The sequence below is a fragment of the Adhaeribacter swui genome, assembly GCF_014217805.1.
Taxonomy (GTDB): domain Bacteria; phylum Bacteroidota; class Bacteroidia; order Cytophagales; family Hymenobacteraceae; genus Adhaeribacter; species Adhaeribacter swui.
Map to the genome: position 1 here is coordinate 5,648,964 of NZ_CP055156.1, position 19,343 is coordinate 5,668,306.

Below are 19,343 nucleotides of genomic sequence, written 5' to 3' on the forward strand. Positions count from 1 at the left end.
TTCTAAAATGTGGAAATTGGAGAAGCCCAAATTTTTAAAATTAGGCCTGCCTAACTCCTGCCTTAAAACTGTTCTTACAACGCCAGCCACGGGCAAAACGTTTATTCTGGTAATGTACCTTAAATGCTTTTCCGGGTAAGGCAGGCGCTTAAATTAAGCTGTGGTTTTTACCGAAGTATTTTCTTATTCCCAAAATCATTTAACTTTGCCCGGCTGTTGTGTTATAAAGTTGGAAAGTTTAAAAGTTTAAAGGTTGTTTTGTTTAAGGAATAATCTATAAATCTTTCTGCTATTTTAACAGTATAACAGCCCAACAATCCAACACAAAACAATCTAACAAGAAATCCATCGTCTATCGACCATGGATTGTGGACCAAATAAAACCACTATGAAAACAGTAGATGATTATAATTTTGCCGGCAAAAAAGCCTTAGTGCGGGTAGATTTTAACGTTCCCTTGAACGAAGAATTTCAGATTACCGATGATACCCGTATCCGGGCGGCGGTGCCCACTATTCAAAAGATTTTAAAAGATGGCGGTTCGGCTATTCTTATGTCGCACCTGGGCCGGCCCAAAGGCGGGCCCAGCGATAAGTATTCGCTGCGCCACATTGTAGATGCACTTTCTAAAGCTTTTGGCACCGAAGTTAAATTTGCCCCCGATTGCATTGGCGCCGAAGCAACCGAACTGGCCCAAAATTTAAAACCCGGCGAAATATTGCTACTGGAGAATCTACGTTTTTACCCCGAAGAAGAAAAAGGCGATGCCACTTTTGCCGAAAAGTTAAGCAAACTGGGTGATGTTTACGTGAACGATGCTTTTGGTACGGCTCACCGCGCGCACGCTTCTACGGCCATTATTGCCCAGTATTTTCCCGGCGACGCTAAAATGACCGGTTACGTAATGCAGGCAGAGTTAGAAAACGCGAAAAAAGTGCTCGAAAATCCGGAACGGCCTTTTACCGCCATTATGGGGGGCGCCAAAATCTCCGACAAAATTTTAATTATTGAGCGATTACTCGACAAAGTAGATAACCTGATTATTGGCGGCGGCATGAGCTACACTTTTGCCAAAGCGCAAGGCGGTACCGTGGGCGATTCGTTGCTGGAAGCCGATAAGTTGGATTTAGTGCTGAGCTTAATGGATAAGGCTAAAGAAAAAGGCGTGAAACTGTATTTACCTCAGGATACCGTTATTGCCGATAAATTCGCCAACGATGCTACCTCGGATACAGTAACCAGCGGCACCATTCCGGATAACTGGATGGGCCTGGACATAGGACCCGAAACCCGCGCTACTTTTGGCGAAGTAGTAAGGAAATCCCGCACGATATTATGGAATGGCCCCATGGGTGTATTTGAAATGCCGAACTTTGCAAAAGGCACCTCTGCCATTGCAGAAGCGGTAGTGGCAGCCACCCGCAACGGCGCTTTCTCTTTAATTGGCGGCGGCGACTCCGCCGCCGCTATCAACCAAGCCGGTTACGGCGATGATGTATCGTACGTTTCTACAGGTGGTGGCGCTTTGCTGGAATACATGGAAGGCAAAACATTACCAGGCGTAGCTGCTCTGGAAGAATAATTTTTTTTAATAATTATAAATGAAACACCCCGGTTAATAACAGCCGGGGTGTTTTGGTTTTTACAGTTTATTCTAAATATAATTTTTTAAATTTTTAGATTTTTGACTGCTGCTTTTTCAAATGGTTAGTTCATCTTTCATCATAAATTAGTGAATTACAACCCAGGTAAACTTATTAAAATAGTAGATTTACCTGCTACCTCCCTCATTTTAGTTAGAGCGTTTTGTAAAACATTAACTATTATTACTTTAAAACTAAAGTTGCTAAACCATGTTCTTAAGAAACCTGGCCTGTATTTGGTGTACCGGATTACTTATTTGCTGCAGTTTCATCAGCCAGGCTCAAAACAAGGCCAAATCATTTAAGGTAGTGACATTTTATACGGCTAAAAACGACCGGGCGCACATTAGTTTTGTGCACGAAGCCAATACCTGGTTTTCGAAAATGAGTACCAGCCATCCTTTTAGCTACGACACCACCTCCAACTGGAACAATTTAAATCCGCAATTTTTATCGAATTACCAGGTAGTGGTATTTCTGGATACCCGGCCCGATTCGCTGCCGCAGCGAGCAGCGTTCGAGAAATACATGCAGCAAGGCGGCGGTTGGATGGGGTTTCATTTTGCGGCTTTCGCCCTGACGCCTTCGGCTTACCCGCAAAACTGGGATTGGTACCATAACCAGTTTCTGGGCTCGGGGCAATATGGCAGCAATACCTGGCCACCAACCTCAGCTATCCTGAAAGTCGAAAATCCGAAACACCCGGTTACTAAAAACCTGCCACGCACCTGGAAATCGGCACCTAACGAATGGTACCGGTGGCAAAACGATTTGCGTAAGAACCCCCATATCCAGATTTTATTAGCTATCGATTCCACGAGTTTTCCGTTGGGCACCGGACCCAAACCCCACGAAATCTGGCACAGCGGCTACTACCCGGTAGCCTGGACCAACCGCCAATACAACATGGTTTATTTTAACATGGGCCACAACGACATTGATTACGAACACGGCACCAACCGCGAAATGTCGTTTACCTTTCAGAATGAAATCCAGAACAAACTTGTATTGCAAGCTTTATTGTGGCTGGGAAATAAGGTTAAAAGCAAGTAAACATTCCTTAAACTGCATTTTTTCAGGAATTCATCTGCCGTTATTTTTTAAAGTATTGCATTCACTAATATTAACTGCGCTCATTGTAATTCCCGGAAATGCAAAAATTTAAAAATTTTATAAGAAGATGCCCTTTTATACTACCAAAAAGGCAAGCATAGAAGTACCATAAATTCAGCAGTTACTAAAGCCAAACATGAAAGACCAATTCACTGCCCGAGAAGAAATTATAAAAAATTACCTGGCAGGCTACAATTCATTGAACATCGAACATATGGTGCAGGACCTGGATGAACAAATTGTTTTTGAAAACATCCAAAACGGAGAAGTTACTTTAACTTTAACCGGTTTACCGGCATTTACACAACAAGCCGAACAAGCAATAGCGTATTTTTCCGAAAGAACGCAAACAATAAAATCGATGAACCACGTAGGTAACACTACCGAGGTTGAAATTGATTACCGCGCCATTTTAGCCGTAGATTTACCAAACGGCATGAAGAGCGGCGAGGAATTAAAGCTAATGGGTAAATCCATTTTTCAATTTACCGGCGACCGTATTGTACAAATAACGGATATTAGTTAAGTTTCTTATTTTTACAAATGGCTGGATTGCTGCTGATTAAAATTTAAAAAATTTAAAAATTGGCGGTAATACGACGCACAATAGATGAATTTGATAGCGCCGCAATGTTATTTTTAAACTCGCCTATTGACCAGGAGTATCAACAACCATTTCATAATTTCAGAAGATTTTTAAATTTTGATAGTTTTAAACTTTTCAAGAAATCTTTTATCGCTTAATCCAAAACAATGTCCTTTCAAGCGTACCTCGACAACATTAAAACTAAAACCGGTAAAACTCCCGAAGATTTTAAAAAATTAGCCGAAGCTAAAGGTTTTATCCAAAGCGGTGAATTAGTAAAAACCGTAAAGGCCACCGAAATTACCAATTGGTTAAAACAAGATTTTGATTTAGGGCACGGGCACGCCATGGCTATTTATGCTACTTTTAAAAGTAAACCCGAGTAAAATTCGATTCCATTTACTTGAAGATTTCTGGCACACTGCCAATACTTTAACTTAGGTCTGCTACCCCGCGGCGGCATCCGTTTACTAACCTTAACCAGCTAATATTTTAAACGCAAATAGCTTAAGTACAATCTTGTTATCTCGCCGCTATGAAATACTTGTTTCTGCTTCTGTTATTGATAGGTTTACATTCTACTGAATTCCAGGATGATCCCACCCGTACCCAAAACTTTCCGAAGGCAGAAGTGCGGGTGAAAGATTTACCTAAAAAAGAAAAAGTTTGGGTTTTTATCTTAGCGGGTCAATCGAACATGGCAGGTCGCGGACAAGTAGAGCCGCAAGATACCATTCCCAATTCCCGGATATTCACGATTAATAAACAAAACCAGTTAATTCTGGCTAAAGAACCTTTGCACTTTTACGAGCCTAACTTAACCGGTCTGGATTGCGGACTTTCCTTTGGCCGAACTTTACTTCCGCAAATCCCTCCGGATGTAAGTATTCTGTTAGTTCCTACGGCGGTAGGTGGCAGCTCCATTAGCCAGTGGCTCGGCGACTCAACGCACCGGCAGGTACCCTTGTTAACTAATTTTAAAGAGAAAGTAGCCCTGGCCCAAAAGCTCGGCAAAATACAAGGTATTTTGTGGCACCAGGGTGAAAGCGACGCTAACCCCAAGGATATACCTCTTTACCAGAGCCGGTTAACCAGCCTTTTTGCGCAACTACGTACTATTACAAAAAACAAAAACTTACCCATTGTGGCAGGTGAACTGGGTCTATTTTCCCAGAACCCAGAAAGTTGGCTTAAAATAAATCAGCAATTGCGCAACTATGCTAAAATTGATAAGAACTACCGGATAGTAAGCACCGCCGATTTAAGCCACAAAGGCGATAGTATTCATTTTAACTCTACTGGGCAAAGAATATTGGGCCAACGCTTCGCGCAGGAATATCTAAAATTTAAAAAAATTAATTCTGCTAATTAGCTTTCGCTTAATTATTTACTGTTTACTTTATTTCTTAAAGCCAGGTTAAGTGCCGCTGTAGCTTTCTATTGTAAAACCAATTAACTTACAAGGCTTGGTGGTAAGAATTGCCGGTAATACTTTAGGAGCTACTTAGCTAACAAACACCCAAGCCTTTACATTTTAAAAGATGTACATTCCTAAGCTCAATGCCATGACCGATAAAGCCGAAATTATAGGCTTTATGAAACAATATAGCTTTGCTACCCTTATTACCGCCCAGGATAATGTACCCTCGGCCTCGCATTTACCTTTTATTATTGAAGAGCGGGAAGATTCAATTTTTTTAATCTCGCATTTTGCCAAAGCAAATCCTCAGTGGGAAGAAATAACCCAAAACCAGGTTTTAGTAATTTTTACCGAGCCGCACGCCTATATTTCGCCGCAGCACTACGACCACGAACTTAACGTGCCCACCTGGAATTATTTGGCAGTGCATGCGTACGGCCAAGGCCGCTTAATTACCGAACAAGTTAAAGCATTTGCGGCTCTCGAAACCATGATTAACACCTACGAGGCCGCTTACCAAACGCAATGGCAGCAATTACCTCCGGATTTTAAAACAAAATTGCTAAACCGCATTGTAGCGTTCGAAATAGAAATTACCGATTTACAAGCCAAAAAGAAATTAAGTCGAAACAAATCCTCAACTGAAAAACAACGCATCATTACGGCTTTGGAAAATAGCCCCCACGGTGTAGAGAAAGAAATTGGGCAATACATGCAAAAAGAATATTATTAAAATATGAATTAAACTGTAGCCAATCTGATATTTATAAATAACCGAATTACTGAAACTACTATGCGCCGATATTTTTTTAAAAAATTCGTTTTTTTCTGTTGCTGGTTTGCCCTGTCGACTGCCGCTTTCTCCCAAACAACTCCGTTGACCACAACCAAATCCGAAGGCAAGTATTTTACTTCGTTTGACGGCGCTAAAATTTATTACGAGGTGCAAGGTCAGGGCCAACCGGTAATTTTGCTGCACGGTTTCCGGAACACAATGCAAAACTGGAAAACCAAGCTTTTGTACCAAGATTTAATTAAAAATAATTTTAAAGTAGTGGTGCTGGATTTACGCGGAAACGGCCAATCGGAAAAACCGAAAACCGTAGCGGGTTACGAAAAAGATGCGGAAGCCCGCGATGTAATGGGTTTAGCTACGGCCCTTGGTTTTAAAAGCTACCAGATTGCCGGCTATTCGCGGGGGGCTATTGTTACTGCGAAGTTGCTTACGCTAGACAAACGCATTAGCGCGGCCGTGCTAGGCGGTATGGGCGAAGCTTTCACGAACCCCAATTGGCCCCGGCGCTTGGCTTTTGTAAATGCCTTAAGCGGGAAAGAAACCAACCCGGAATTTGAAGAATTTAAAAAATCGGCCAGGGAACAAGGCCTGGATCTGCAAACCTTACTTTTTCAGCAGCAAGCCCAACCCAGCACCTCCCCGGCAGAGTTAGCTAAAGTACAAATACCCGTGCTGGTAATTTCGGGTCAGGAAGATAACGACAATGGTTCGGCGGAAGAACTTGCCAAATTATTTAAAACTGCTACCGTTAAGCGCGTACCCGGCGTGCACAACAATGCATGGCAGAATGCTCAATTTGCAGAAGCGGTACTAACCTTTTTGCAGCAGAATAAATAAAACCTTCCTTTTGCAACAGAAATGAATGTTACGAGCTGCAAGCTCGCAGCAGCAAGTAGATTAAATCAAAAATGCCAGCTACATTGCTGGCATTTTTGATTTAGCAGAAATCTATTTTTTTAAAATAGTATGCCCTAACTTATCACGTTTGGTGGTCAGGTAACGTTGGTTGTACTCATTAGGCTCAATTTCGATGGGCACATTCTCTACCACTTCCAAACCGTAGCCAATCAAACCGGTGCGCTTTTTTGGGTTATTAGAAATTAAGCGCATTTTGGTTACACCTAAATCCCGGAGAATTTGCGCGCCAACGCCGTAATCGCGTTCGTCCATTTCAAAGCCTAACTCCAGGTTAGCTTCCACGGTGTCGCGGCCTTGCTCCTGCAGTTTGTAGGCTCGTAGTTTATTTAATAAACCAATGCCCCGGCCTTCCTGGTTCATGTACACAATTACGCCCTGCCCGGCTTGTTCAATTATTTGCATGGCTTTGTGCAACTGCGGACCGCAATCGCAACGGCACGAGCCAAAGATATCGCCGGTTACGCACGACGAATGCACCCTTACCAGCACCGGTTCATCTTCGGCCCAGGTACCTTTTACCAAGGCCAGGTGTTTAGCGCCGTTGCTGCGCTGCGTGAAAGCGTATAAATCAAACTTACCGTATTCGGTGGGCATCTCTACCGCTATTTCGCGGGTTATTAAGCTTTCCTGCTGCAGGCGGTATTTAATTAAATCTTTAATCGAAATCAGTTTTAAATTAAACCGCTCCGCTACTTTTTCTAAATCGGGCAGGCGGGCCATGGAGCCATCTTCGTTCATGATTTCGACTAAGACCCCAGCCGCTTCGAAACCGGCTAAACGGGCTAAATCAACAGCCGCTTCGGTGTGGCCCGCTCGACGGATAACACCTTCTTTCTTAGCTCTTAACGGAAAAATATGTCCCGGTTTACCTAAAGACTCGGGATCAGTTTTAGGGTCTACTAAAGCCAGAATGGTTTTGGCGCGGTCGCTGGCCGAAATACCCGTGGTACAGCCGTGGCCGATTAAATCAACCGAAACGGTAAAAGGGGTGGCGTGTAAGGCCGTGTTCCGGCCCACCATTAATTGCAGTCCCAATTCGTCGCAGCGCTCTTCAATAAGCGGTACACAAATAAGGCCCCGGCCGTGGGTGGCCATAAAATTCACAATTTCGGGGGTAATGGCGCGGGCGGCGCAAATAAAATCTCCCTCGTTTTCGCGGTCTTCGTCGTCCACCACAATCACGACTTTGCCCGCTTTTATATCCGCAATGGCTTCTTCAATGGTATTGAACATAATGAAATCCTTGTTAATAATCCGGAAATGCTCCGTATTATAAAACAAAGTTACTCAAGAATGTTCTACGTTTTCGTATTCGGGGTCAAATACTTGTTCCAGATAAGCTACAGCCTTGTTCCAGGTATAGTTTTCGTGCACGAAATCCAGGGCTCTTTTGGTTAACTGCTCCGTTAATTGCTGGTTGGTGAGCAACGAAGTAATGTGCTGCGCAAACTCGGTGGGCGAATTGGCTACCAGCAAATGGCAATTATTAGCGGCTCCTACCCCATTGTTTACTAATTGTGTGGTTACGCACGGCACTTTCATGGCCATGGCTTCCAGCACTTTATTCTGTACTCCGGACCCAATAAATAAGGGCGCCACAAAAACGCGGGAACTGGCGTAAGCTTCCCGGATGTCGGGCATCCAACCACTTACCGTTACGTTGGCCGATTCTAAGGTTTGTACCTGGTAACTGGGGTTAGCGCCGGCCAGTAATAGTTTTATTTCCGGAAACTGCTTTTTTACCAAGGGCAAAACTTTTTTTACCAGGTAGGTAGCAGCTTCAATATTGGGCGCGTAGTTCATGTTGCCGGTAAAAACCAGGTCGTATTGCTGCGGTAAATTTAAGGGGTAAAAGTAGCTGGTCTGGATGCCGTTGGGCACAATGGCAATGTCTTTATGGCGCGGGTGCGCAATTAAATCACGGTCTTGCCGCGAAATGATGGTTTTATACCGGAAATCCGCGAAAACAGCGGCTTCGTACTTTTTAAGGCGTAGCGCTTCCAGCGCAAATACGGGTTTCAGGTAAAAAGGCGCAATCTCGGCCCGACGCTGCATGCCCTTGGAAAAGGCATCCATGTAATCGAGCGTTTTCGGAATGCTTTTTACGTGGCGCACGTACTCGGCCATGCGGATTAACTGGCAGTAAATATGATCGGGTTGGTGTTCGGCAATAAGTTGGTTTATTTGCTTTTGCGCTTTAGCATCATAAAAATAATTTACCTGAATGGGCTTTTTGTTGCGGAAAGCGCCGGCCAGATTTCGAAAAATGCTGACTTTAGGCCGCAAGAACAAGTGCACCTCGCGACAATATTTTTGCAACTCCGCGGTAGCTTCTACTAAAGCATCGGTTTCCTCGGCTAAGGCAAATAAGATTATTTCGTGTTTCTCCGCTAATTTCTGCAGTTGATAAAAGGCTCGTAATTTATCTCCTTTATCCAGCAGATAAGGCACGCGCGATAACAACATCAGTATTTTCATTAATTGGGTGGTGCTTAGTTAAATAGAACTTATTAAAGTATTACAATTAACTATCCTAACGAACAATGTTTTAATTTGTTGAAATTGCTAGGGCTATATAATTACATAAAGCCGTACCCAATTCATTCATTAAAACTAACAACAACCAAATGGGAGATAAGAATTGCTACTAACTTCGCTAATATAGTTAATTTTTTAAATTTTACTAGAAGCCATAGAATTATAAAGCTTCAGGTATTTCGTAATTACTATTTTGTTGTCGTATTGTTGTTGAATAAGGTGCGCCGCATTTTGCGCGATGTTTTGAATAGGCAACTTACCGGCTAAGTAATTACGCAACACCTGCAACCACTCCGCCGCTGTTTCGGCAATTAAAATGTTATGATCTGGTGTTACCTGAATGCCTTCGGCTCCTACCGGTGTGGTTAAAATGCACTTGCCAAAACCCATGCCTTCCACAATTTTAATGCGCATGCCCCCTCCGGACAAAAGAGGAACCAACATCAACTCGTATTGTTGCATAAAAGCGGCGGCATCGGGCACAAAGCCGTGGATCGTTACCCGGGGTATCTGCAAAGCCAACATATGTGGCGGTGGCGACGAACCGGCAATGTGTAGTTCCAGCTCCGGGTCTTCCTGGCTGATGACGGACCAAACATTATCCAGAAACCAGGTAATGCCTTCCTGGTTCGGGAGCCAGTTGAGAGAGCCAATCATAAACAAAGTTTTATCCTGCGGAGCATCTGCGGGTTTACGAGCAAACCGGCTCATTTCTACTCCCGCTGGAATCACCTCAATCTGGGTAGTTACGCCTAACTCTTCAATGCGTTTTTTATCGTCGGGCGTGATGGCCGCAATAGCATCAAACTGTTGAAAATAAGTTTTCTCAAAACGGCGAACTTCCCGGGCGGTATAGTGTAAATAGATTTTTTTTAAAAAATTTTGCTCGTGGCGGGCCAAACGCTGCCAAATGGTATATTCTACGTTATGCGCCCGCAACACAATGGGAGCTTTGGAATATTGCCTAATGGTAGGAACGTACCAGGCCATCTGGCTGCCTTCTACTTGTATTATGTCAAATGTTTCGGTTTGCAGCAACTGAATCAACCGACTGGTGTAAGCCGGCGACACAAACCGTTCGAAAATATACGGAATAGTGGTAAACAGATTAAAAAAAGCCTTGACCACCGAAATATTGGTGTTTACAAAAACCGTAATTAAACGCGCCCGCTCTTGCAGCACATCGTCTGGCTGAAAATGCTTGGGCGTGTTAATGGCCAGCACGGTAACATCGGCGCCCTGCGCGGCCAAATTACTAACGATGTCGTAGATGCCAATGGCGCCACCATCGTGCGGGGGAAAAGGTACGCGGTTACAAAGATGAAGGGTTTTCAATCAAGCGAGTTTAACTGTAATGCGGCAAAAAATTTAACCTGGAATTAAAATGCCTGCAAGAAAATCAATTTTTTAAAAATTTTAAATTACCGGGCTACTACTGTACCTAATTGTTCAGAGAACTGATCTTCGTAGGCTTTCAGGGTTTTTAAAATCTCTAGTTGACTTTGAATATCCGCCATGTCGGTCAGGTTTTTAAGCAGCTCCATGTTTTCTTTAATCATTTGTTGCACGTTGCAGCGCTTCAGGCGCAGCAAGGCCGTATCGGCGGCGTATTGCAACTGGTCGGTTTCGCGGGGTACGAAAATCTGGTGCGATTGCCAGTTTTCGCTTAACTCGTATTTCTGGCTCATTAAGTTTATAGCGGCGGTCCGGACTTCGGAACGCGGATGGTTGATAAAATCATCTGAAGTAGGATATTGCCCATCCGCCATTTTTTGCCGGCTAAAATCAATTATTTCCTGAAAAACCGGCGTGTGAAAAGTAGTATCGTCAAGCTGCTCCAATAAGTATGGCAGCATAAAAACTTCGGCCTCCGAAAGCGGGTGCGTGGGATAGGTAAGCGCCAACCGGATTACTTCTTTTTCGTGGTGGTACAGTACATCCACTTCCGGGTCGGGTTCTGAAGCAGCTTCCGATTCGGCAGCGTAGGCTTCAGCTTCCGCCAGTTCTTCGTCAGTCAGGGGCCGCGATGGGGCCGCATTACTCGCTTGCTTTTGCTGTTGCTGCCGGTTCTGCTGGTAGATTTTATTAAACTCGGCTACCAAAACTTCTTCATCGATGCCGAAAATGGCACTACATTGTTTCAGGAAAACCTGGCGTTTAATGGAATCCGGAATTTTAGCAATGCTGCTCACAATTTCCCGGATCGCCTCGGCTTTTTTTACCGGATTATCTTTCGCGTCGCGGGCGTACAGGTTGGTTTTAAACGAAATAAAATCCTGGGCATGAGCCTCCACGTATTCTTTAAACGCCACATCGCCCACTTTGCGAATGTACGAATCCGGGTCGTCGCCCTGCGGAAAGGTAACCACGTTTACGTTCAGGCCGCCTTCCAGAATTAAATCTATCCCGCGCAACGATGCTTTAATCCCGGCGGCATCACCATCGTACAGCACGGTAATATTTTTAGTGTAGCGCCCAATGAGCTTAATCTGACCTTCGGTGAGCGAGGTACCCGATGAAGCCACCACGTTTTCCAGTCCACCTTGGCTTAGGGACAAAACATCTAAATAGCCTTCAACTAAATAACATACATCCTGCCCCCGGATAGCATTTTTCGCCTGAAACAAACCGTAAAGCACATCGCTTTTGTGGTAAATTTCCGATTCCGGCGAGTTTAAATATTTAGGCGTTTTATCATTCGATTTTAAAGTACGCGCCCCAAAGCCAATGACCCTGCCCGAAACGTTGTGAATAGGAAACATGACCCGGGCCCGAAAGCGGTCGTATTTTTTATCTTCTTTTACAATGGTTAAGCCGGTACTTTCCAGGAATTTTTGCTGATAGCCTTGCGCCAAAGCTTTGCTGGTAAACCCATCCCAGGCTTCGAGACTGTAACCCAGTTCAAATTTTTTAATTAAGGGTAATCCTAAGCCGCGGTGTTGTAAATACGGTAAACCAATGCTTTTGCCTTGTTCGTGGTTAAATAAAATATCCTGGTAATAGTTTTTGGCAAAATCTGATAAGATAAACTGGCTGTCGCGGTCGTTCTGCGCTTTAGTAGCTTCGGGAGTAGTTTCTTCGGCTATTTCAATGCCAAATTTTTTGGCCAGGTACTTCAGGGCTTCCACGTAACTGGTGCCCTCTACATCCATAATAAACTGCACCGAGTTGCCCGCTTTACCGCAGCCAAAGCACTTATAAATACCTTTGGCCGGAGATACCGAAAACGACGGTGACTTCTCGTTATGAAAAGGGCAAGGCGCCCACATGTTCTGCCCTTTTTTCTTTAAAGACACAAAATCACTCACCACCTCTACAATATCTGCCTGAGCTAGAATCTGATCAACGGTTTCTTTTTTTATCAGGGCCATACGTGCAATCTGCTTTACTCTACTCAACAAAGATAACTTTTTAAACTAATTTTTGAATTTTCGCGTAACAGCAACAAGCCCGAATTTTCTAAAAAAATTTCAACTGCATGCAACCAAAGTACCCGTAAGGGTATCTTTAGAGGTAAATTAAAACCATTATAGTAGCCGCAAAATATTCAGTAAACACTTTGATTATATGGGTGAATAAATTATAATTGCCTGATATTTACAACATTGAACAACTATTACCCTGGCACTCCCCTAACGCTTCTATATTCTATAAGAAAGAAAGGTACGGGTGAAAGCGTTGTTCATTCCGGTTTTTAACTCCTGATAACCGGCCCAAACCTATAGTAATTGCGGGTACGCTGTTGTTTGTTGCCATTACAAACCCAATTCATTAACAGCTCCAACTTTAGTACCTCCGGCCGACCAATTACCCCGGCCCTGCTCCCCAGCGCAGTCTAGCACGCACGATTGCCTTAGTGCCCTTTGATTTACGAAAGATACTTTAACTTCTTCGCCTAAATAATGAGATTTCATGCTATACCAGTTCTTACTTTTTCGCTAACCAAATACTTATGAAAAAAACATTTACTGTTGCTGTTGCCCTTACCAAAGTAGTAAGAGCTAAATGGGGGGTTGTTGTGGGGCTTGCTTTCCTAACCTGCCTGCAAGTTTACTTTCCGGGTTATTCTTTCCGGAGTAATATTAAAAAAAAGGTCTATAACCCATTAACTTTTGACGAGCAGGCCCAGGTTATCAGCTTTAATTTGATTAACGCCAACTCCGATCAGCCCATTCTGAACCTCACTGATGGAGCGGTGTTGAACTTAGCCACTTTACCCACACGTAAATTAAACATTCAGGCGGTAACTAATCCCGAAAACGTAGGCAGTGTGGTTCTTCAATTGTCGGGCCGGGTAAACCGGAAGAAAAAAGAAAATGCCGCTCCGTATGCTTTATACAGCGAAAATAAAGGCAATTACCTGGCCTGGACTCCTCCCGTAGGCAATTACACGCTGATCGCTACGCCCTACTCTGGCTCAAATGGCACCGGGATCTCCGGCACCCCGTTGTCCATAAATTTTAGCGTTATTAACAAAGCCCAGTACACCTTAACGATACATGCCACTGAGGCCGGTATTGTTGGTAAATCACCGGACCAGGCTACCTACAACAAAGGCGATGCGGTGTCACTTACGGCGATTCCGGCACCGGGCTATCAGTTTAATGGTTGGAGTGGCCATGCTTCCGGACGAGTAAATCCCCTGAACCTAACTATTAATGGAAACAAGTCCATTCAGGCTAACTTTGGTCCGCAACAACCCGAGGGTTCGGTTATTACGTATTTATCTACCCAGTCGGATCGCCCTTATGCTTTATCAATACTGGAAGAAGGCACCAATTTATACACCGACCGACCTTACTTAGCTACTTCGGTACCTGACTTTTTACGGGGAGCCACTTTTATTAAAACCCCCAACGATGATAAAGCTAACCGCCTCGGCGAAGTTGTTTCTTTTGAACTAACCAAAGCCGCTACTGTTTACGTAGCTTACGACCCGGTAGCCCTTATTTTACCAAAATGGTTACAAAGTTGGGAGAAAATGACAGAAGGCATTGGTATAAACGACCCGCGCATTGATCATTTGGTTTTATACCGCAAGTATTTTCCGGCTGGTCTAGTAAAAATCGGGGGTAATTTAGCCCGACCGGCTTTAGGTTCCAAAAACACGTATGTGGTAGTGGTGCAGCCACCAATTACCCTGCGGCCTTTTGTAACCGAAGTAAGACCCGCCAACGGCGCCGTCAACGTGCCTTTAGATCAATCTATCTCGGTAGATTTAAAATACCCGAGTGGCCGTTCCATTGATGGTACTACGGTAAACAGCAACACGGTAAAATTGTATACCATAGCCCCCGATAACCAACGGATTCCGGTAGAAGGAACGGCCGTTAACTCCACCGCGGGTGGCGATGCCATTACGCTTTCGGCCACTTTAAAACCCAGCACTACCTACGAGTTTTTAATAACTGACGGCGTGCAGGATGGCTATGCTAACCCTATTGTTCCGTTTACTTCGCGGTTTACCACTACAACAGTTGTTGGCGAAGTACCCACCGATTTGGCGGGCATTTCTTTTACCGAACAAACTTTAATAGATAACAGCTTTGGCCAGGATGGTTTTACTACCTTGGTCATTGGCCCGGATCACCGGCTTTACGCGGCCACTTCGGGGGGTAAAATAGAACGTTGGGATATAAACCCGGATGGTTCTATTACCAACCACGTAACCATGGCCCCCTTTGAACCTACCCGCCGCTTGCTCATTGGTTTCCGCTTTGACCCGGGAGCTACTGCTGGTAACCTGGTAGCCTGGATCAGTCATTCTTCCGGCGCTTTTAATAACGTAAACGACTGGACCGGCAAAATCTCTAAAATCAACCTGAACGATCCGGCCCAGCCGCTGGTAACGGATTACGTCATTAACTTACCGCGTTCGTACAAAGACCATTCTACCAATTCACTGGACTTTGGTCCGGACGGCGCTTTGTATTTTCCGCAAGGCAGCCACTCGGCCATGGGCTTGCCCGATGCTGCTTGGGGTTACCGGCCCGAAAGACTACTTACAGCCGCCATTTTGCGCCTGGATATTGGCTTAGCCCAGCAACAAGCTTTGCCCATTGATGTTAAAACCCAGGACGGCGGCAGTTACAATCCGTACGCGTATAATGCACCTTTAAAAATTTACGCTACTGGTGTACGCAATGCTTATGATTTGGTGTGGCATAGCAACGGGCAATTATACGTACCTACTAATGGCTCAGCAGCCGGTGGCAACACTTTACCTTTAAAATCCGGTACCATCTGGTCTAATGGCCAACCTTATACCGGCCCGGATATTGCGGCAATGTCGGATGTGCGCGACACACAGAACGATTATTTGTTCCGGGTAGTAGCCGGTGGTTATTACGGGCACCCCAACCCACTCCGCAACGAGTACATTTTAAACGGAGGCAACCCAACCGCCGGCGTTGATCCGGGCGAAATAACCTGGACGCTGAATGGCCAAACCTACGGTTATCCGGTAGGCACGCCAGTAGAGCCTAATTACCGCGGCTGGGCCTATGATTTTGGCGGCAACATTTCGCCGAACGGAATAATTGAGTTTAAGAGCAATGCGTTTTACGGCAAATTAAAAGGCAAATTACTCGTGTGCCGCTTTAGCGGCGGCGACGATATCATGGTGCTGGAACCCGGCATTTATACCGGCGATATTATTCAGGCTACTGAGGGCATTAAAATTCCGGGCTTGCGCCGGCCGTTTGCTAATCCTTTAGATATAATTGAAGACGTGCAATCCGGTAACTTATACATTTCGGAATACTACGACGGCAACGGCGACGGCAAACCCCGCATTACTTTACTTAAGGCCAATATTCCTGCTACGGCTACCGCAGCCCGCTTTAACGCTGCGCCCGCAACCACCGTTGCTCCGGAAACTTCCTTAGCGGTTTTTCCTAACCCCAACGATGGAAACCAGATAACAGTAAGTATAAAAGGTTTTGCCGCCCAGGAACAAGTAACGCTTACCCTGCACGATGCCACTGGCCTGGAAGTAGAAAAATTAAAAATTACCACGGATCAGCAAGGAAATGCCCAAACCGAAATTGCGAAAGGCAAACGCCTGAAAGCTGGTTTATACCTGGTTAATGCCACGGCCGGTTCCGATAAACAACAAGCTAAATTGCTGGTAAAGTAACCTGCTACACCTATAAATTAAAAAAAAGCAGCTGCCCCATCGGGCAGCTGCTTTTTTAATAATAGCGGTTAAAGTCAGATTTAAATGCTTTTCCTTAAAAGTTAGTGTTAATAGTATCTGACTTACTTTAAAACTACTGCGAATATTTCCTTTTGCATTTCATCTACCAATTCGGTAAACGGGCCTTCAATTAATAAGCCTAAATTAACTCCCACAAACACGGTAATATCCTTTTCGGGGAAATAATACAGCAAACAACCAGCTCCTAACCCGGATCCACTGTGCCCATAACCATAGGTATTGTTTTTAACCGTATAATCTAATCCTAACCCGTAAGCTGGTTCGCCTTTACTATCGTTTACCCAGGCAGTCATTAAAGCTAAAGTTTCTTTTTTTAAAATTTTGCCTTGGCGCAAGGCTTCCAGAAAATGAACATAATCCTGGGGAGTAGCCACCAGCCCATCGTCGCCAATCATGGATTTTACATTATTTACCTGGGCCCGGGTCACGTTTTCAATTTTATGATCGCTGCGCCGGTTTAAATAACAATTTACCAGTTCCGAATAATGGAGGTAATTGGGCTCGTTATGGTAATAGGTGTGGTTTAGGTTCAAGGGTTTAAAAATGCGCTCGGTCATCATTACGCTATGGTCCTGACCGGTAATCTGGTTTACTATTAAAGCCAGTAAAACATAGTTGGTATTGCTGTAATCGTATTTACTACCGGGGGTAAACTGCAAATCTTTCCCGTACACGTAATCTAAAAAATGGTGGTAATTAAAGGTTTTGTTTTGGTTACTGAGCAAGTCGGTGGCATAGGCGTAATCGTAGGCATAGTCAAAAATGCCGGAAGTATGGTTTAGCAACATGCGCACCGTAACCTCATCAATTCCTTTTAAATTTTTAGCAATATCAACCGGCAAATAATCCTTTATAGAATTATCCAGTTGTATTTTCCCTTCTTCGTAAAGCATCATCACCAAAACCCCGGTATAAGTTTTAGCTAAACTCTGGGCATATTGTAAATGACAAATCTGCATAGGCACTTTGCCTTCAATGCGGGCGTAACCCGAAGCCCCTGCCCACTCTTGGGTAGCGGTTTTCAAGCCCATACTTACGCCGGGTACGCCCAAAGCCGTGTACTTGTCCAGAATTGCTTGAACTTCGGCAGCTTTATCGTAAGTAAAAGTTGGATTGGGGTTGTTGCAGGTAGCAACGGGTTCTACCCAATCTACCTCATCGCAGGCGAACAAAAAACCTAAAGGAATTAATAGTAATAGTTGAAATAAACGGATCATGAAATTAGAAATTAAGATTGATTTTAGAAGTTAAGAGCAAACCGGAACTTGCCGGTTAAGGAGATGCGAATTGGAAAAATTTTAAAATTTTAAACGGCAGCCCGCGTGAATGAAAGAAGTAGGCAATAGCGGAATGGTTTTGTTGTAGCCCGCTACACCCACAATTTCGTATTGCACAAACGGCGAAACGTCCACTTGGCTCCTGGTTAAATTATGGTATTGCAAACCCAAGCTGCCGTGTACCTGAAAAGCGGTTTTACCGGTGTTAGTGGCTTGTTTCCAGTTACCTTTGCCATCGGTTTCCAGGGGTTTGGTGGGCAGGTAAATATTGGCAAAACCCGGCCCCAATTTAAACTCCGGGCCAAAACCCTTGTACAAATTAGGCCGGTAACCAAATTCACTGTTTAGGTAAATGCCATCGCCGTTTAAACGGTTGCGGTAGTATCCCACATTTACTGTTTGAAATAAGTTACCTTTTTTATTGTAAGGCAGTTCGGTACCTACGCGCAGACCCAAATTTTTTAAATTATTGCCTGGCTTATGGAAGGGAGTAGAAACAGCGTTAAAGTTTACAGAAACAACAAGCGGAAACTTGTTGGAGCGGGCTGTTTTGGGATGTGATTCCTGCGCCCAGGCAATTTGGGTGCAGCCGAGAAAAAGTAAAAAAATTAGTTTTTTCATTAGCGTGTTTATTTTGACCGGGACAAAAATAGACACGCATTATCTTACAAAAACACCCCAGAATGGCTCCAAAAGGGTGAAATGCTATAAAATGCGGGGTGAAATGTAGCTTAAACCAGAGAACTGTTACTTAACCATTGCTTAAATGCAGTAGCCCGCAAGCGGCTAATGGTGATCGTTTCGGGTTGGCCGGGTACCGGAATCAGGTTCACCAGAAGTTTACCGTCTTTTTCGCGGGTTACCTGGGCTACTAATTCCCGGGTAATAATACATTGCCGGTTAGCCCGGAAAAACTGCATTGGTTCCAGCAAAGTTTCCAGTTTTTCTAAGGTATAATCAGGAATAATCTGGGTGCCCTGGTTAGTTACCGCTCGCACGTAATCATGCTCAATACAAAAAGATTTTACATCGCGCAGATAGATTAATTTTTGCTTGTTCCCGGTTTTAGTAATGATATATGGATCAGAATTAACAAGTATCTCTGCCGGCAAATTTGTTACGGCATTAGTTGTTTCATCTTGAGGGTGCGTTACTTTTTGGTACAGATAAATGCCCAGGTACACGCCGTTCAACACCAAAGACCAGATAACAAATAAGAAAATATCGTGGGTATAAAAATCCATAGGCACGGGTTCGTCCCGGGCAATAGCATTTATTATTTCGGTACAACCAATTATTACCGCTAAAACCGCAATGGCCACTGCCGGTATTTGGAGTACCAACCGCCGCCAGCCTGTCCGCTCCCACGGGTATCTTTTATCAAATTCCAGCACCACCACCCGACCGGCGTACCAGGCCAGATAACCTTCCAAAGTATCTACGGTAAACGTTATTAAGGTATGCGCATCGGCTTGAATGTCAGGATAGGTGAGATAATAATTGATAACGTTAATTAACGGAATACCTATTAAAATTAGCCAGCGATCGCGGTACAGCATAACGGATGGAAGATCCGCCTCTTTGCTTAGCCTTAAATCAGTCATTTTTAAAATCAAGTAAAGCCACGCTAAATTAATCGGAGTAGTTTATATATAAAGCAAGCCGCTTCAAATTTAATTTTCCTCAAAATTATTTTAAAAATTACGGTTAAAATCAAGATTACACAATAGGTGAAGTATTGCCCAAATGCTAGAATAAGAGAATTATTCTAACAGCTATGTCCAACCCAATTAGGTGAATTGTTTAGTTACGTTATTAAATCTAATTTCTTAT

At 44.1% G+C, this 19,343-nt stretch carries 16 protein-coding genes; 8 read left to right on the forward strand and 8 right to left on the reverse strand.

The features are described from left to right. Window positions 1-388 precede the first annotated feature (388 nt). From HUW51_RS23295 to HUW51_RS23325, 7 genes are all read left to right on the forward strand, one after another. A complete protein-coding gene (locus HUW51_RS23295) occupies window positions 389-1,582 on the forward strand; it encodes a phosphoglycerate kinase (protein WP_185271982.1) in 1,194 nt (397 codons plus the stop codon). Between the two features lie 271 nt (window positions 1,583-1,853). Next, window positions 1,854-2,696, forward strand: coding sequence for a ThuA domain-containing protein (locus HUW51_RS23300; RefSeq protein WP_185271983.1), 843 nt, complete (start codon window positions 1,854-1,856; stop codon window positions 2,694-2,696). A 196-nt stretch (window positions 2,697-2,892) separates the two neighbouring features. Continuing rightward, window positions 2,893-3,282, forward strand: coding sequence for a nuclear transport factor 2 family protein (locus tag HUW51_RS23305; RefSeq protein WP_185271984.1), 390 nt, complete (start codon window positions 2,893-2,895; stop codon window positions 3,280-3,282). A 227-nt stretch (window positions 3,283-3,509) separates the two neighbouring features. Beyond that, on the forward strand, window positions 3,510-3,728 hold the full coding sequence (locus HUW51_RS23310; RefSeq protein ID WP_185271985.1) for a DUF4287 domain-containing protein: 219 nt from the start codon (window positions 3,510-3,512) through the stop codon (window positions 3,726-3,728). A 149-nt stretch (window positions 3,729-3,877) separates the two neighbouring features. Next, window positions 3,878-4,714 (forward strand): sialate O-acetylesterase, encoded by an 837-nt coding sequence (locus HUW51_RS23315; protein ID WP_185271986.1) that lies wholly within the window; start codon window positions 3,878-3,880, stop codon window positions 4,712-4,714. 169 nt (window positions 4,715-4,883) lie between these two features. Continuing rightward, window positions 4,884-5,495, forward strand: coding sequence for an FMN-binding negative transcriptional regulator (locus HUW51_RS23320; protein WP_185271987.1), 612 nt, complete (start codon window positions 4,884-4,886; stop codon window positions 5,493-5,495). Between the two features lie 144 nt (window positions 5,496-5,639). Next, the gene (locus HUW51_RS23325) at window positions 5,640-6,395 is read left to right on the forward strand and encodes an alpha/beta fold hydrolase (RefSeq protein ID WP_228466869.1); all 756 of its coding nucleotides are present in this window, start codon (window positions 5,640-5,642) and stop codon (window positions 6,393-6,395) included. 111 nt (window positions 6,396-6,506) lie between these two features. Here HUW51_RS23325 and HUW51_RS23330 read toward each other — a convergent pair whose 3' ends face one another. From HUW51_RS23330 to HUW51_RS23350, 5 genes are all read right to left on the reverse strand, one after another. Continuing rightward, complete coding sequence (locus HUW51_RS23330; RefSeq protein ID WP_185271989.1) at window positions 6,507-7,709, reverse strand: bifunctional 3,4-dihydroxy-2-butanone-4-phosphate synthase/GTP cyclohydrolase II; 1,203 nt, start codon at window positions 7,707-7,709, stop codon at window positions 6,507-6,509. Between the two features lie 54 nt (window positions 7,710-7,763). Continuing rightward, on the reverse strand, window positions 7,764-8,954 hold the full coding sequence (locus HUW51_RS23335; protein WP_185271990.1) for a glycosyltransferase: 1,191 nt from the start codon (window positions 8,952-8,954) through the stop codon (window positions 7,764-7,766). A 195-nt stretch (window positions 8,955-9,149) separates the two neighbouring features. Continuing rightward, window positions 9,150-10,349 carry a glycosyltransferase family 4 protein gene (locus HUW51_RS23340; RefSeq protein WP_185271991.1) on the reverse strand — a complete coding sequence of 400 codons (1,200 nt, stop codon included), beginning with the start codon at window positions 10,347-10,349 and terminating at the stop codon, window positions 9,150-9,152. A gap of 86 nt (window positions 10,350-10,435) precedes the next feature. Continuing rightward, window positions 10,436-12,385, reverse strand: a complete 1,950-nt coding sequence (dnaG, locus tag HUW51_RS23345; RefSeq protein WP_185271992.1) for a DNA primase — start codon at window positions 12,383-12,385, stop codon at window positions 10,436-10,438. Between the two features lie 384 nt (window positions 12,386-12,769). Then, window positions 12,770-12,928, reverse strand: a complete 159-nt coding sequence (locus HUW51_RS23350; RefSeq protein WP_185271993.1) for a hypothetical protein — start codon at window positions 12,926-12,928, stop codon at window positions 12,770-12,772. A gap of 38 nt (window positions 12,929-12,966) precedes the next feature. Here HUW51_RS23350 and HUW51_RS23355 point away from each other — a divergent pair, with 38 nt between their 5' ends. Next, window positions 12,967-16,152 carry an InlB B-repeat-containing protein gene (locus HUW51_RS23355; RefSeq protein ID WP_185271994.1) on the forward strand — a complete coding sequence of 1,062 codons (3,186 nt, stop codon included), beginning with the start codon at window positions 12,967-12,969 and terminating at the stop codon, window positions 16,150-16,152. A 122-nt stretch (window positions 16,153-16,274) separates the two neighbouring features. On the opposite strand, the gene HUW51_RS23360 is transcribed toward HUW51_RS23355, so the two are convergent. The 3 genes from HUW51_RS23360 to HUW51_RS23370 all read right to left on the reverse strand — a co-directional run bounded on the left by HUW51_RS23360 (window position 16,275) and on the right by HUW51_RS23370 (window position 19,114). Beyond that, window positions 16,275-17,450, reverse strand: coding sequence for a serine hydrolase domain-containing protein (locus HUW51_RS23360; protein WP_185271995.1), 1,176 nt, complete (start codon window positions 17,448-17,450; stop codon window positions 16,275-16,277). Window positions 17,451-17,531: 81 nt separating this feature from the next. Beyond that, complete coding sequence (locus HUW51_RS23365) at window positions 17,532-18,131, reverse strand: hypothetical protein (RefSeq protein ID WP_185271996.1); 600 nt, start codon at window positions 18,129-18,131, stop codon at window positions 17,532-17,534. 110 nt (window positions 18,132-18,241) lie between these two features. Then, window positions 18,242-19,114: a LytR/AlgR family response regulator transcription factor gene (locus HUW51_RS23370; RefSeq protein WP_185271997.1), complete on the reverse strand. Its 873-nt coding sequence runs from the start codon at window positions 19,112-19,114 to the stop codon at window positions 18,242-18,244. Window positions 19,115-19,343: the final 229 nt, after the last annotated feature.

Coding starts and splice junctions, on each gene's coding strand:
- HUW51_RS23305 (WP_185271984.1), top strand. CDS start 2,893: ATGAAAGACCAATTCACTGCCCGAGAAGAAATTATAAAAAATTACCTG.
- HUW51_RS23370 (WP_185271997.1), bottom strand. CDS start 19,114: ATGACTGATTTAAGGCTAAGCAAAGAGGCGGATCTTCCATCCGTTATG.
- HUW51_RS23355 (WP_185271994.1), top strand. CDS start 12,967: ATGAAAAAAACATTTACTGTTGCTGTTGCCCTTACCAAAGTAGTAAGA.
- HUW51_RS23320 (WP_185271987.1), top strand. CDS start 4,884: ATGTACATTCCTAAGCTCAATGCCATGACCGATAAAGCCGAAATTATA.
- HUW51_RS23315 (WP_185271986.1), top strand. CDS start 3,878: ATGAAATACTTGTTTCTGCTTCTGTTATTGATAGGTTTACATTCTACT.
- HUW51_RS23335 (WP_185271990.1), bottom strand. CDS start 8,954: ATGAAAATACTGATGTTGTTATCGCGCGTGCCTTATCTGCTGGATAAA.
- HUW51_RS23300 (WP_185271983.1), top strand. CDS start 1,854: ATGTTCTTAAGAAACCTGGCCTGTATTTGGTGTACCGGATTACTTATT.
- HUW51_RS23295 (WP_185271982.1), top strand. CDS start 389: ATGAAAACAGTAGATGATTATAATTTTGCCGGCAAAAAAGCCTTAGTG.
- HUW51_RS23365 (WP_185271996.1), bottom strand. CDS start 18,131: ATGAAAAAACTAATTTTTTTACTTTTTCTCGGCTGCACCCAAATTGCC.
- HUW51_RS23360 (WP_185271995.1), bottom strand. CDS start 17,450: ATGATCCGTTTATTTCAACTATTACTATTAATTCCTTTAGGTTTTTTG.
- HUW51_RS23350 (WP_185271993.1), bottom strand. CDS start 12,928: ATGAAATCTCATTATTTAGGCGAAGAAGTTAAAGTATCTTTCGTAAAT.
- dnaG (WP_185271992.1), bottom strand. CDS start 12,385: ATGGCCCTGATAAAAAAAGAAACCGTTGATCAGATTCTAGCTCAGGCA.
- HUW51_RS23330 (WP_185271989.1), bottom strand. CDS start 7,709: ATGTTCAATACCATTGAAGAAGCCATTGCGGATATAAAAGCGGGCAAA.
- HUW51_RS23310 (WP_185271985.1), top strand. CDS start 3,510: ATGTCCTTTCAAGCGTACCTCGACAACATTAAAACTAAAACCGGTAAA.